Origin of the sequence: Bradyrhizobium sp. CCGUVB1N3 (assembly GCF_024199925.1) — a bacterium.
Lineage (GTDB): Bacteria > Pseudomonadota > Alphaproteobacteria > Rhizobiales > Xanthobacteraceae > Bradyrhizobium.
Map to the genome: position 1 here is coordinate 3173551 of NZ_JANADR010000001.1, position 14089 is coordinate 3187639.

A 14089-nucleotide genomic window follows, 5' to 3' on the forward strand; every position below is an offset into this window, starting at 1 on the left:
GGATGTATGGAAGAACGACGACTGCGTGCAACAGCCGAACGAGCGGTGACGATTCGCACTAGGCCGCGCGGTCAGTTCATGGCCCTGGCAAAGAGTGCCAGGAGCGCATGGTTCATTTATCGAGCGTGTCTAGGAGCCCTGCTGGCCACTTTGAGCTTCGCCGCCGGGCATGCGGGCGCTGTCAAGAGCGAGCCACACGTCTGGACAAACGTGAAGTGGGGCGGCGGTGGGTACGTCACCGGGATCGTCGCGCATCCATCCGCCCCCAACCCCAACTTGCTCTACATCCGCGCCGATGTCGGTGGATGCTACCGGTGGGATGCTGCCAACCAGCGGTGGATTCCGTTGCTCGACTGGCTCCCACTCTCGCAGGAGAATCTATTCGGCGGAGAGAGCATCGCTATCGATCCATCGAACCCCAATAACGTCTACTTCGCTGCCGGGATGTTCAACTGGTGGCGCGGCGGACCGTGGGATGTGCTCAAGTCCACGGATCAAGGCAAGAAATGGCAGCGCACTAATCTGAACGTCGTGATGCACGGCAACGACTTCCCCGGCGCGCTCAACGGGGAGCGCCTGATTGTAGATCCGAATGACGGCAACGTCCTTTACTTTGGTTCACGCAACGATGGTTTGTGGAAGCGCACCAACGCCGCAGCAAGTTTGCAGCGGGGGATCACCTTCGTGGCCATCGATCGCACGACAGGCAGGGCGGGTTCGCCTTCAACAGTCTATGCCGCTGTACGTGGCCAGGGAGTCTACCGAAGCACGGACGCAGGGCTCTCGTGGGCCCTCATGGCAGGCAGCCCGGTTGGCCCTCACCGCGAAGCCATCGCCTCTGATGGAACGCTCTACGTGACCCACGACGACGGCGTCGCGAAATTTTCCGGGGGCGCCTGGACCAACATCTCGCCGCCTCGGGAGAGGCGCAACTTTTCGGCCATCAGCGTTGACCCGACCAATCCAAACGTCCTGGTGACGATGGAGAACCACTACGGCTGGTACCGCTCCACGAATGGCGGCGCCAGTTGGACCTTTTGGAACGTGAGCGCCACGTCTTCGGTTCCGTGGCTGCCCAACAGCGAGTTTGCCTCTACGCCGCCAGCGATGGTCATTGATCCCGCCGATCCGAAGCGGGTCTGGTTCACGGACACCGCCGGGGTGGATGCAGTGATTGATCTCATCCGCCCGTTAACCGTGGACATTTGACGTTGAGCGCCCCTCCTCTGTAACCTTGCAGTATCTCGAGTATCTTTCTTTTCGAATAGAAAAACGATCGGGCAAGCATGTGCGGAATTGCCGGTATAATCGAGGCCGAGAAGCCGGTTAGCCTTCAATTGGTGCAAAGCATGTGCGATGCTCTTGCACACCGCGGCCCGGACGATGCTGGTACCTGGCTCAGTCCTGATCGGCGGGTAGGCTTGGGTCATCGGCGCCTAGCCATAATCGATCTCAGCCCTCTCGGTCATCAGCCAATGAGCTCGGATGATGGCCAGATAACAATCGTTTTTAACGGTGAGATCTACAATTTTCAGGAAGTTCGAGCCGAACTTCAGGCGCGCGGCCATAGCTTTCGCAGCGCAAGCGATACCGAGGTCGTGATCGCCGCGTATCGAACGTGGGGCCCCGCGTGCCTCGATCGTTTGGTCGGAATGTTCGCGCTCGCGATTTGGGACGGCGCCAAACGACGCCTGTTCGTTACGCGCGATCGGGCCGGCGAAAAGCCTCTGTTCTATTTGCACAAGAAGGGCCGGTTCGCTTTCGCGTCCGAACTGAAGGCTATTCTCGTTGATCCGAACATCCCACGGAGGATCAATCGCGAGGCGCTCGACGATTACTTGGCGTATGGTTACGTTTCCGGGTCACTTTGCATCCTCGACGGATTCGCGAAACTCCCGCCCGGGCATTGGCTGACTTACGAGCCCGATCTGGATCGACTGCAGATCAAAAGATATTGGAACCTACCGATACGGGCCACCAACACCGCGCAGAGCGATCTGCAAGAGCTCACTGGCGATCTCGAAGTCTTGCTGATGCAGAGCGTGCGCTGCCAGCTCATCGCCGATGTGCCGATTGGCATCATGCTGAGCGGTGGTCTTGATTCGAGCCTCGTGGCTGCCGCAGCCGTCAGGAGTTCGGAGCGGACTATTCGCACTTTCAACGTCGCCTTTCCAGGCTATCCGAGCTTCGACGAGTCGCGCCACGCGCGTCGAGTCGCTGATTATCTCGGTTCAAACCATACTGAACTCGTCGCTGAGCCCGGCTCGGGCGAGCTCCTGCCTTCACTCATCCGTCAATATGACGAGCCAATCGCCGACAACTCAGTGCTTCCCACCTATCTTGTGAGCCGCGCAATTCGAAAGGAATGCGCTGTCGCCCTGGGAGGCGATGGCGGCGATGAACTCTTCGGTGGCTACATTCATCACCCTTGGCTTCTGAAGATCGCGCAACTGCGGAAGTTTGGTCTGCATCGGCTCGGATTGGAGGCGCTCGCCGCAAAATCGATACCGTTGGGAATCGAAGGACGCAACGCGATCTTGGGACTACTCAGCTGCACCGAGCCACAAACAGCGCTGACGCGACTACTTGATCCGATTACGCGGTCGCGACTGACCGGCCGGCCGATGTCGGTTACCCCGGAACTTCGTCGCGCGGGATTGGAAACAGTCTGCGGTGGCATTGATGCGATTTGTGCCACCGAGTTCCGCAGCTACTTACCCGATGATATTCTCGTCAAAGTCGATCGGGCCAGCATGCTCACATCCCTGGAGGTGCGCGCGCCCCTCCTGGATCATCGAATCGTTGAGTTTGCTTTTGGGCGATTGCCCGGAAGATTCAAAGTCGAGGATGGTCGAAGAAAGATCATTTTGCGTGCGCTTGCACAGCGCTGGCTACCTCCCGACTTTGATAGCCACCGAAAGCAGGGTTTCTCGATCCCTCTGCATGAATGGTTCCAGGGACCTTGGAGGCCGCTCGTGGACGATCTCATCGCGACCGGCTCGCCACTTTTCGAAAAACGGTTTTTGGCGCGCTTGCTGTCAAGACTTCGGTCGACAGAGCGCGGAAGTCGCCGTCTATTTCAGGTCATGATGGTTGAGATGTGGCGCCGTGAGTACCGTGCTTCCGTACCAGAATAGCTGGCACCTCGCTTCGAGCATGTTCACCAGCGGTGCCTGCGCTTGGGTGTGATCCTGACACCGGCGCGATCATCGGCGGTGAAGCGTTCGTCGGCGATGCGTACTGTTCTCAACGATCGCCATCTGCGCGCCCCATGCCAACCTCTCTCCTCCTACAGTCACGAATGCCCACTTGTAGATTGTATTCGCTTTGGAGCGAAAGTTCATCGAGCCCGCCCCCGAAAGATGCTTTCCACGGTCCGGTACCTTCCCTGGCGGAATCCGGCGTCTCCAACAAGGCCAGTCGATGTCAGCTGCGAAAATTGGCCGCACCGGGCTACGAGCAGGAACTCGGTACCTGCCGCCGATAGCAATAGAGCGGCCAATCTGCTTCTACCAACGCCTCCCGCGATCGCCGTGCCGCCATCGACCGAATGTGCCGAACGCTTAGTAGAAGCCGGCAAATTGGTGAAGTACGCATAGCTCATGGCAGTCAGCCACCCAATCACCCGTCGCTTGGGCAGAACCGGTAGTCCGCGTCACTGGTTGGACATTGGCGATAACTGGATGGGGCGGGCAATAAGTAGGTAACTACGATGGTCGATTGAGCCGCGACAGCGCGGGATTAGATTCGGGCGGCAATCGAAGCGCCCGTCCCCAATGGGTTCGACGGGTATGGACGGGTATCGGGTATGATGGAGAACCGATCGTCGAACAGATCGGAAGACGGCACCGAGCGGTTCGGCGCTAATGAGAGACTAGAACGTCGTTTTGCGGATCGCCTGACGGTTACCCGGACGGCCGTTGACGCGCCGCCTTCGACGCCTTCCATTGAAAGACTTTCACTTGGTGTACAGGAAATGATGCCATGCCGAACTCCAGACTGCGCAATAGCTCCCATGTCGACGGCTCTGGCAGCGACCTGGGTCGTTGCATCAAATGGGCCCTGGTGGCTGTTGGCCTGACAATTTCCGTCCCTCAGGCAAAGGCGGAATATCTGGTAAACATCGGAGATGCGCTGGAGGTTGCAGTGGCGGGCGTGCCCGAGCTGCGGCATCGCGCTGCCGTTCAAATGGACGGGAATATTTCGTTGCCACTGGTCGGAACGGTTCCAGTGGCCGGCCTGCCCTTGCCGCAGATCCGAGCCAAAATCGGGGCCGCACTTGCGCGCAAAGTATTTCGACAGAGGACGTCCGATGGCCGCGAGACGGTCGTCGTGATAGACGCAGACGAGGTCACGACGGTCATCGCGGAATACAGGCCCATATACGTAAATGGTGATGTATCGAAGCCGGGTGAGTACCCTTATCGTCTGTCTATCACCGCACGCCAGCTCGTCGCCGTGGCAGGCGGCTACGACATCATGCGTATCAGAATGAACAACCCGTATCTCGAGGCAGCCGACCTGAGAAGCGAGTATGGTTCGCTTTGGACGGATCTGGCCAAAGAACAGGCGCGCATGTGGCGCATCAAGACTGAACTTGGAGAGGGATCCCAGATCAGTCCAGGCGCTCTGACGGAGGCGCCCTTGGCTCGATCCGCGATTTCGGAAATCGTTAATTCAGAAGCGGAATATCTGAAGACCAAGCAGAGTGACTATCAGCAGGAAAAGACGTACCTTCAGCGCGGCATTCGACAGGGAGACGACGAGGTTCGCGTGCTGTCGGAGCAGCAGAAGAAGGATGAAGAGGGACTTCAGGCAGATCTTGACGACCTGCAGAAGACGACCGAGCTCTTCGGCAAGGGTTCCTTGATCAGCCCTCGCGTTACGGATGCGCGTCGCGCGGTGCTGCTGTCATCAACCCGGAAGCTGCAGACCTCTGCGCAACTGCTGCAGGTCAAGAAGCAGCAGGATGAATTCGTCAGGAAGCTGGCAAAGCTGGATGACCAGCGGAGGCTCGACCTGCTCCGCGAGCTTCAGGATACCAGCGTAAAGCTCAATCAGATCCGCGAGAAGCTGCAGAGTGTCGGCGAGAAGCTTCAGTACACCGCGATGGTTCGATCGCAACTCGTGCGGGGAGCCGGCAACCACCCGGAGATTGCCATCATCAGGAAGGGCGACAAGGGGCAGGAACGGATCGTCGCAAGCGAAGATACCGAGCTGCAGCCGGGTGACGCCGTGGAAGTCAGCCTTCAATACCAGGATGGTCCTGCCGTCCCTCCCCAAAGGCTAGGCAGTTCAAACATTCAATCAGGGGCAGGCCGGCACGATGCGACCGCAGCCGATTCGGTGCGCGTCGGGCAGAGATGACCAGGGCCGACGCACTTCCGGAACGGGAGATAGCCACTGGCTCGCATGTCTGCATCGGTGTGCTGGATGCTGCGCTCGACGTCGTCGTCGTCGACAACCTCTTCAACAGCGGCAAGGCTTCGCTGGAACGGGTGCGATCGATCTGGCGGCCGTCGCTTGTGTTTCGGCGTGCGCCGACATTCAGAATGAAACGGCCATCTGCGACATACTCCGCTCCTGCGGAGTGACCGCGGTCTTTCAGCTTGCAGGGCTGAGGGCCATCGAATGAAAGCCAACCTATTGCATTTTTCCGCGGCGACTAGGCACGCCGCCGCGCAAGCAGGAGGAGCTATCTTCGCCCTCGGAGGCAATTTCGTCGCCAGGGCGTTCTTTCGCAGTGCTAAATTCGAGGCGATATAGAGCGTGGTCAAGATTCTGGTAACGGGTGGTGCCGGCTATATCGGAAGCCACACCTGCAAAGTATTGGCGCGCCATGGGTTCGAGCCGGTTGTCTACGACAACCTCTCACGTGGCAACCGTTGGGCCGCGAAATTCGGCATGTTCGAATTTGGCGACATTGGCGATGCAGCCAAGGTGCGTTCGGTACTGGAAAAATACCGTCCGTCAGCTCTGATACATTTCGCCGCTTATGCCTACGTTGCGGAATCCGTCGCAAACCCCCTGCTCTATTATAGCAACAACGTCGGCGAAACCGCCTCGCTGCTACAGACCTTGATCGATTTCAAATCGGTGCCGGTGGTGTTCTCGTCAAGCTGCGCGACCTATGGTGTGCCCAATCGGCTTCCGATCTCGGAGGATCATCCACAACAACCGATCAATCCTTACGGCTACTCGAAGCTCGTTGTCGAGCGGATGCTTGGAGATCTCGATGCGGCTCACAACCTTCGTTCGGTCTCGCTCCGTTACTTCAACGTGGCGGGCGCTGACCCCGAAGCAGAAATCGGCGAAGCGCACGATCCGGAAACTCATTTGATCCCACTGATCCTAGCCGCCGCCCGCGACGCCACGGCGGTCAAGGTGTTCGGAAATGACTACGACACGGCTGACGGAACTTGCGTCCGTGATTACGTACACGTGCTTGATATCGCCGACGCGCAGGTGAGGGCACTCAAGTATCTCATCGGCGGCGGGGCCACTTGCGCGGTCAACCTGGCCAATGAGCGGGGCTACACGGTACTGGAAGTCGTTGCGACAGCCGAACGCGTTACGGGCAAATCAATCCAGGTCGAGCTTGTGCCGAGACGGCCTGGCGATCCCGCAGTCCTGATCGGCGCTATCGAAAAGGCACGAACCCTATTCGGCTGGAAGCCAGAGCGATCTGACCTTGGGGTTCAGATCCGCGACGCTTGGAGATGGATGATGCGACAATCGTGAGCGCTCGACGGCCCGTCCCCAGCGGGCGGCGCCACCCGCGATGCAGTCCCATCAGAGGTCGCTCATAAAGCCCAAGGTCTACACGCCTCATGGGCGCGACTTGCAAGTAAGTTGGTGTCGCATTGCACGGAAGCTGGTTGAGCGAAAGCGGAAGGTGTCCGAGATGATCCTGGTGACCGGAGGTGCCTGCTACATCGGGTCCCACGTCTGGGTCGCATTGCTGGATGCCGGGCTCGACGTCGTCGCGATCGACAATCTCTGCAGCAGCAACGAGGCCTCGCTCGAGCGAGTGCAGTCCATCTGCGGGCGTTCGCTCGTCTTTCGGCACGCAGACATCCGGAATGAAGAGGCGATCTCCGACGTAATTCGTACCTGCGGAGTGACTGCGGTCATCCACCTTGCGGGGCTGAAGGCCGTCGGCGATTCCAACGCACGGCCATGAGCTACTACGAGAACAACGTCCTCGGAACGATGCGGCTCGTCTCGGCCATGAAAAGGGCGGAGGTCAAGACGCTCGTCTTCAGCTCGTCCGCAACCGTTTACGGGATACCTAAATACCTGCCGCTCGAAGAGAAGCATCCCCTCGGTCCAACCAATCCGTATGGCCATGCAAAGCTCGTTATCGAAGAGATGCTGAAGGATCTCTGCAGGTCCGACGACGATTGGCGGATCGCCAATCTGCGCTACTTCAATCCGGTTGGCGCGCACGAGAGCGGGCTCATCGGAGAAGACCCGCTGGGTGTCCCGAACAACCTGCTACCGTTTGTGGCTCAGGTGGCGATTGGGCGGCGGGAGAAGCTGCAGATCTGGGGAAACGACTACGACACGCCTGACGGCACCGGAATTCGCGACTTCATTCATGTGGTCGATCTCGCATCCGGGCATTTGAGCGCCTTGCGCCACCTCAGATCCGGCGTGCTCACGCTCAACCTTGGAACGGGCAACGGCAGCAGCCTTCTGGACATCGTTCGCACATTCGAAGCAGCCAGTGGGCGATCAGTCCCCTATGAAATCAGGGAGCGCCGGGCCGGTGATGTCGCCGTCTGCTATGCCGACCCGACCCTTGCTATGGAGGCGTTGGGCTGGAAGTCGACCCGATCTTTGCAGCAAATGTGTGCGGACCATTGGCGTTGGCAATTGCAGAACCCCGAGGGCTACCTCGGTAGCGAACTTCCGAAGGTCCGGGAGCGGTCCAGGAATTTTCGCCTTCGCGGCTGAGTGTGTCCGCCTCGGGTATTCGAACAGACCGAGGGTCTGACCGCATGAACGGGCTCGGGGCAAGCCACTGCGGCAAGCACACCGCCCATCAGGGGTAGCTCGTAATGACCCAAAATCTCCACGGCGCAGAGCGAGGCTGCAGGTAAGATGCCGTCGCGTGGGGATTTCCGATGCCACACTATCGTGCATTCGTTCTGGACGAACACGGCCAATTAGGGGGCGTGGTCAACCTTCACTGCCCGGACGACGCGTCCGCAACCGAGCGGGCCGGGCGGTTGGCGGACGGCCACGAAGTCCAGCTCTGGCGGCTGGTTGCCGAGCTCAAATTTGGCGATCCGCGGCACCGACCCAAGCGGCGGCGGGGCTCTCGCGCACCAATGCACTGAGCTCGATTGAGCGTTGCGCGTTCAATCCCTCACCTGCGGATAACTCGCCCTGGCCCACGAAGTCAGTAGACTCGGCGTCACGAGGCGATCGCGCCTGACCTCGCGGCGGCTGACGTGCGCCGTTACGGACGTTGGCGCGTCACCGCGTCTGGATCTCGGCCAAATTGCGCCATCATCCAGTTGGCCGCTGCGGATAGCGCGAAGCCAACGCAGGCCGAGAGCGCGTCGACCACAAAATCCCCAAACCTCGCGTGCCGTCCCGGCACCCATAGTTGCATGATCTCAAGTAGGCCGATCAGGGCAACGGCGGCCGCTGAAGCACTCCAGCGCCGCTGCGGATAGGCGAGGCCGAAGAAAATCCCCACCAGAACGAAGGCGAGCGCGTGATCACCATGCTGCCCGAGAACGGGGTGAGGCCGAATGCTCTCAGGTCCGAGCGTTGCGAAAGTGACAACGGCCGCGAGCAGCCACGCGACGAGCCGAAGTGCGCTAATAACCATTAAAGCGCCTCGATTGGTGGCCCCAGCAAGGGCCCTACATTTCTGAGACTCGATTTTAAGAGCATGCTCCCTCCACTCAGCGCAAACGGCAACGTCAATAATCGTGCCCTTTAGCCAACATTCTTCGAACTCCCCGCTGAGGCCGCGAACCTTGAACGATCCAGTTGGCTGCAGCGCGACCAGCTCGAGCCAGATCGACCTGCCAGTTTCCACACCGAGCTTGCGGGACTGCAGCTGGGTGTGTTCGTACGCAGCATCAGGTTGCGCCGGCTGCTCTGGAGCAATCCCGATGTCCTGCTGCGGAAATCCTTTCGACCAAATTCATGCCCACCTGAGCAGTGGGACGCTGGGTCAATGGTTACCAACCGTTCCTGACATATGAGTGCAGAATTCCTGATGTGCTTGGACGAAAGGAGAGTACTCCAAAAGGATCGGACACTGAGCCAAAATCCGGATGTGGCCTTCCTGCGGCGGCTCGGCGATGCGGGCTTGCGCGCTCGCTCTGGATCGGCACATGGCTGATTAGGTGCGAAACATCATCGGACGCTCGACCTACAATTTCAAATAGCGGGTGGTACAGGCTGTCCGCACAGGGAGTACCCATCCATGGCAGTTGTTAAGCGCTGTTTCTTGGCAACAATAGCTTCTGCTTTCCTCAGGATTGAGGGCAACGCAATGGCGGTCCAGGCAGGCGCTACTCGCAGGCGCGGGAATGGACGGCCCCAGGCTCCGGCCCGCTGAGGCCGTCTCCTTGTTCACGGCTTCGATGATCGGGCACAATCCGTAGCCTAACCCAAAAGTGGTGGGGAGGGTCCTCCATGCGAGCTATATGACTCGCGTGAAGATGGAGGGCATAATGAGGCATCTGAAGACATCTGAAGGATGTCGTATCGCACGCGACAGGTAATTGCAGATGGCTCGCACGGTCATGCTCAACGAGGAGGAAGTGAATATCTCCCTCAAGCGGGGAAGATGTGCACCCCTGTGGATGGCAGCGGTCGTGCTCGCTATGACATGGGCGTCCGAAACGGAGGCTTCGCCGGATCAGGCGCGGTACCTCGCAGACGCGCAACAGGCGACGACTGCCCGCAATCTCGGTGCTGACGAGTTCGAGACGTTACTGCCGCGCGCAGACGGCAGCGACAAATCGATACGGATTGCGCAAACGACGACCAGCGACACAGGAGCCCCGCAGCAGCATCCGGAACAGCAACGTGACTGGGCAGTGTCACTATCCTGCGAACTTGCCCTTGCAAGGCGCGACATAGAGTTGCTGCGACATCTCGAGCAGGAGCACGATCGAGCCGAGTGGCTGGTGCAGGACCTTGACGCAGCGCGGCGCGAGGTCGAAACCCAAAAGGCGTTGACGGCGAAGGCCGTCGAGGAAACTTCCCGGCTGAAGGAAGCTTCCAGGCTGAATCAAGCGGGCGAGAGTGGCGCGGCTGAGCTGCAGGTATCACTGCAGGCGGAGCGCGAGCGGTTGGCGCGGCTGGAGCAGGATCTCGCGGCCGCCCGGCACGATGTCGAGACCCAGACTGCGCTGGCGACGAAAGCAGGTGAGGAAACGTCCCGGCTGAAACAGGCGGGCGACAGCGGCGCCGCGGAGCAGCAGAAGGCCCTGCAACAGGAGCGCGAGCGAACGGCGCGGCTGGAGCGGGATCTCGCAGCCACGCGGCGCGATGTCGAAACCCAGACTGCGCTGGCAACGAAAGCAGGTGAGGAAACGTCGCGGCTGAAACAGGCGGGCGAGAGCGGCGCCGCGGAGCAGCAGAAGGCCCTGCAGCAGGAGCGCGAGCGAACGGCGCGGCTGGAGCGGGATCTCGCAGCCACGCGGCGCGATGTCGAAACCCAGACTGCGCTGGCGACGAAAGCAGGTGAGGAAACGTCGCGGCTGAAACAGGCGGGCGACAGCGACGCCGCAGAGCTGCGGAAGGCCGTGCAACAGGAGCGCGAGCGAACAGCGCGGTTGGAGCAGGATCTCGCAGCCGCGCGGCGCGATGTCGAAACCCAGACTGCGCTGGCGACGAAAGCAGGTGAGGAAACGTCCCGGCTGAAACAGGCGGGCGACAGCGGCGCCGCGGAGCTGCGGAAGGCCGTGCAACAGGAGCGCGAGCGGTCAGCGCGGTTGGAGCAGGATCTCGCAGCCGCGCGGCAAAACGTCGAGTCCCAGGCTGCGCTGGCGGCAAAGGCAAACGAGGAAGTTTCGCAGCGAAGTCGGGCTGCGGAGGCCAGTGCCGCGGACTTGAGGCAATCGATGCAGAAGGAGCGCGAAAGGGCCGACACGCTTGCGCAGGATCTCTCCCTGACGCGAAGCGCTATTTATGCATACGAGGCGCAAACGGCGCTGTTGGCGAAAGCCGGCGAGGACGCGCCCCCGCTGAAAGCGGCAGAACAGCGCGGCGCGGCGGAGTTGCAGAAAGCACTGCAACAGGAGCGGGATCGGACCGGTCAGCTGGAGCAGACACTTGCGGCCGCGCGACGAGACATCGATGCGCAGACGGCGCTGGCGGCCAAGGCGAACGACGAGGTCGCCAGGCTGACGCAAGCAGTAAAGGCTGGCGCCGCGGAGCAGAGACGGTCGATCCAGCAGGAGCACGAGAGAGCCGATGCGCTGGCGCAGGATCTTTCGATGGCCCGCAGCAAGATCTACGCATACGAGGCTCAAGCGGCCAAAGCCAGCGAGGAAGCAGCACAGCTCAAACGGGCGGAGGCGAGCAATGCCGCCTCCTTGACGCAATCGCAGCAACGCGAGCGCGAGCGGGCTGAGCAACTGGCCCGGGATCTCGCAAAGGCAAGCCGCGATCTCGACGCGCAGACCGAGCGCGCGTCCAAGGCGAGCGAGGAAGTCGTACGGATCAAGCAGGCCGGGGAGCGCGACTCGGCCGAGCTGCGCACCTTGTTGCAGCGTGAGCGCGAACGCGCCGAGGGATTGGAACGGGATCTCGCATCGGCGCGTCGCGATAACGTCGCGCTTGTTGCGAAAGATCCCCCCGCTGGGTCTCAGCTGGCCACCACTGGCCAGGTCGTGCGCGAGGAGCCGCTGCCAGCGCCGGCACAGCTAATCCGGAACCAGCCTAGCCAAGACAAGCCAATCCAAGACAAGCCGGTCCAAGACAAATCGGTCAGAGACAAGCCGGTCCAAGGCCAGGCCATACCGGCGCGCAGCCAGGGCGATGCCCAGGTCAATCCTAGCGAAGGGATGCAAGCGGCGAAATTGATCGCGCGCGCGAGTGCACTGCTTAAACAGGGAAACATCGGCGCGGCGCGGATCGTGCTGGAGCGAGCCGCTGAGATGGGCAGCGCGCAGGCAAGCTTCGCGCTCGCGGAAACCTACGATCCGCGAATCCTTCCAAATTTCGGAACGTATGGAACGCAAGGCGATCTCACCAAAGCGCAAAATCTTTACGCGCGGGCCGAAGCTGGAGGAATCAAGGAAGCGAAGGCGCGATTAGAAGCGTTGCGTCGATAGCACGGTCATGTGCGGCGATTTTCCAAACCGTCCGTGCGCAACCACAGATCAAAAGCGCCGATACGGATGCAGCAGGTGTAGAGGAGTTGGTCGATGAAGAAGCTCATGGGATTGCGTCGGCTGCTCTTGCTCGCGGCGTTGGCGCCATTGCTCCTGGCCATTTCGCCTTGGGCGGATGCGCAGCCGCAAAATAGGCCTCACAAGGTTCGCCTGGCTCGGCCCGAGCCGCCGCAGGCAAGGCCTGAGGTGATCTCCATGAACGCCTGGACGATCGGCCTGGCCGGAGGTCTCCTCGAGGGCGCGCCGATCCGCCTGGCTGCAGAGATCGCCCGTGTGGTCGACGATGGGGATAACCTGCATGTTCTGCCGGTTGTCACTCGCGGGGCCACGGAAAACCTGAATTCCCTGCTCTATTTGCGCGGCATCGATGCGGCGATCATCAATTCCGACGCGCTCGAGGAATACAAGAGCCAGGTGCCGGACATCCAGCGAAGAATTGCGTATGTCCTGAATCTGTTCCCGTCCGAGCTGCATATCTTCGTCCGACCGGAGATTCGGAGCTTGAACGATCTCGCCGGCAAGAAGGTCAATTTCAATACGCAGGGCACCGCTGCGGCCTATTCGGGGCCTCTGATCTTCAGCCGGCTCAACATCGAGGTGGACAAGACATTCATTCCACACCAGATCGCGCTCGAGCAGATGCGCAAAGGCGAGATGTCGGCCGTCGTCTTCATTACATCGAAGCCCGTGGATGCCTTCGTGAAGGGCCGTTGGGAGCCAGGTTTCAAGTTCCTGCCCGTCCCATACGAGAGCAAGTTCGAGGACTACTATCTTCCCGCTACCCTCGATGGGAGCGACTATCCTAACCTGATCAAGCAGGGCGAGCGGATTTCGACGATCGCCGTGCCGACCGCTCTGGTCGCCTTCAACTGGCCGGCCAAGTCGAACCGCTCTGAGCGCGTCGCGCGCTTCATCGACCACCTATTCTCCCGGATCGACAGATTGCAGGGACCGGGCTTCGATCCAAAGTGGAAATCCATCAACCTCGCTGCGACGGTTCCGGGTCTCACGCGCGTCCCTGCGGCGCAGGATTGGCTGGATCGTCAGCTCCGCACAACACGTGCCTCGCAATGAAACGCGCCGCGATCCTGCTCATTGCGCTCGGGGCTACCTGCGGTATTGCGTTGGCCCAGGATCCGACGACGCAGCTCCGCTCCTGCCTTCAGAAGGAACACGCGGATCGCCTAGGGTGTCTGGATAAACTGACGCGTACCCCAGCGCCACAGCAACGCCAGACGCCGGAAGACGACTGGATCGTCAGCCAGACGACCTCGCCCATTGACTACTCGCCGATCGCGACCGCTACGACATTGTCACGCAGCGGGACCGGCGAGTCCGCGATGCAGTTATCGATTCGCTGTCGCGCCGGCCGGACGGAGCTGGTGCTCGTGGACCCCGACGTCTCCCGCGGGGGCGGTACTGATGCAATTTCCTATCGCGTGAATGACCGTCCGGCTGTGCAGGTCGCAGCCGCCGTGCCGGCATTCGGTCCTGGCGCTGCGTTCGCAGGGGATGTTGTTCGCTTGCTGCAGTCGCTTCCGGATAGCGGGGACCTTATCGTCCTCCTCTCATCTCGGGGCGGGGCTGCCCATGACGCAACGTTCTCTCTCGCCGGAATAGAGGCGGCGCGCGCGAAGATGGCCGCGGCGTGCAGATGGCCGCTCGCCATCGCGACACCGAACCATTGATGGTGTGCAAGTGATTTTCTTCGATGG

8 protein-coding genes and 1 pseudogene are annotated in these 14089 nt (G+C 60.7%); 8 read left to right on the top strand and 1 reads right to left on the bottom strand.

Going from position 1 to position 14089, the window contains the following annotated elements:
* Positions 1 to 78: 78 nt before the first annotated feature.
* The 5 genes and pseudogenes from NLM33_RS14995 to galE (NLM33_RS15015) all read left to right on the top strand — a co-directional run bounded on the left by NLM33_RS14995 (position 79) and on the right by galE (NLM33_RS15015) (position 7959).
* Positions 79 to 1209 (top strand): hypothetical protein, encoded by a 1131-nt coding sequence (locus NLM33_RS14995; RefSeq protein WP_254096797.1) that lies wholly within the window; start codon positions 79 to 81, stop codon positions 1207 to 1209.
* Positions 1210 to 1286: 77 nt separating this feature from the next.
* Positions 1287 to 3137, top strand: coding sequence for an asparagine synthase (glutamine-hydrolyzing) (asnB, locus tag NLM33_RS15000; RefSeq protein ID WP_256570528.1), 1851 nt, complete (start codon positions 1287 to 1289; stop codon positions 3135 to 3137).
* Between the two features lie 847 nt (positions 3138 to 3984).
* Positions 3985 to 5367 (top strand): polysaccharide biosynthesis/export family protein, encoded by a 1383-nt coding sequence (locus NLM33_RS15005; RefSeq protein ID WP_254096798.1) that lies wholly within the window; start codon positions 3985 to 3987, stop codon positions 5365 to 5367.
* Between the two features lie 402 nt (positions 5368 to 5769).
* Positions 5770 to 6741, top strand: coding sequence for a UDP-glucose 4-epimerase GalE (galE, locus tag NLM33_RS15010; RefSeq protein WP_254096799.1), 972 nt, complete (start codon positions 5770 to 5772; stop codon positions 6739 to 6741).
* Positions 6742 to 6904: 163 nt separating this feature from the next.
* Positions 6905 to 7959: pseudogene (gene galE / locus NLM33_RS15015) on the top strand (UDP-glucose 4-epimerase GalE).
* 508 nt (positions 7960 to 8467) lie between these two features.
* Here galE (NLM33_RS15015) and NLM33_RS15020 read toward each other — a convergent pair.
* Positions 8468 to 8845: a VanZ family protein gene (locus NLM33_RS15020; RefSeq protein ID WP_254105806.1), complete on the bottom strand. Its 378-nt coding sequence runs from the start codon at positions 8843 to 8845 to the stop codon at positions 8468 to 8470.
* Positions 8846 to 9758: 913 nt separating this feature from the next.
* Between NLM33_RS15020 and NLM33_RS15025 the strand changes: the two genes are divergently transcribed.
* From NLM33_RS15025 to NLM33_RS15035, 3 genes are all read left to right on the top strand, one after another.
* Positions 9759 to 12314, top strand: a complete 2556-nt coding sequence (locus NLM33_RS15025) for a hypothetical protein (protein WP_254096800.1) — start codon at positions 9759 to 9761, stop codon at positions 12312 to 12314.
* Positions 12315 to 12407: 93 nt separating this feature from the next.
* Positions 12408 to 13448, top strand: a complete 1041-nt coding sequence (locus tag NLM33_RS15030) for a TAXI family TRAP transporter solute-binding subunit (protein WP_254096801.1) — start codon at positions 12408 to 12410, stop codon at positions 13446 to 13448.
* Positions 13445 to 14062, top strand: coding sequence for a hypothetical protein (locus tag NLM33_RS15035; RefSeq protein ID WP_254096802.1), 618 nt, complete (start codon positions 13445 to 13447; stop codon positions 14060 to 14062). Before NLM33_RS15030 ends, NLM33_RS15035 begins: the two co-directional genes overlap by 4 nt.
* Positions 14063 to 14089: the final 27 nt, after the last annotated feature.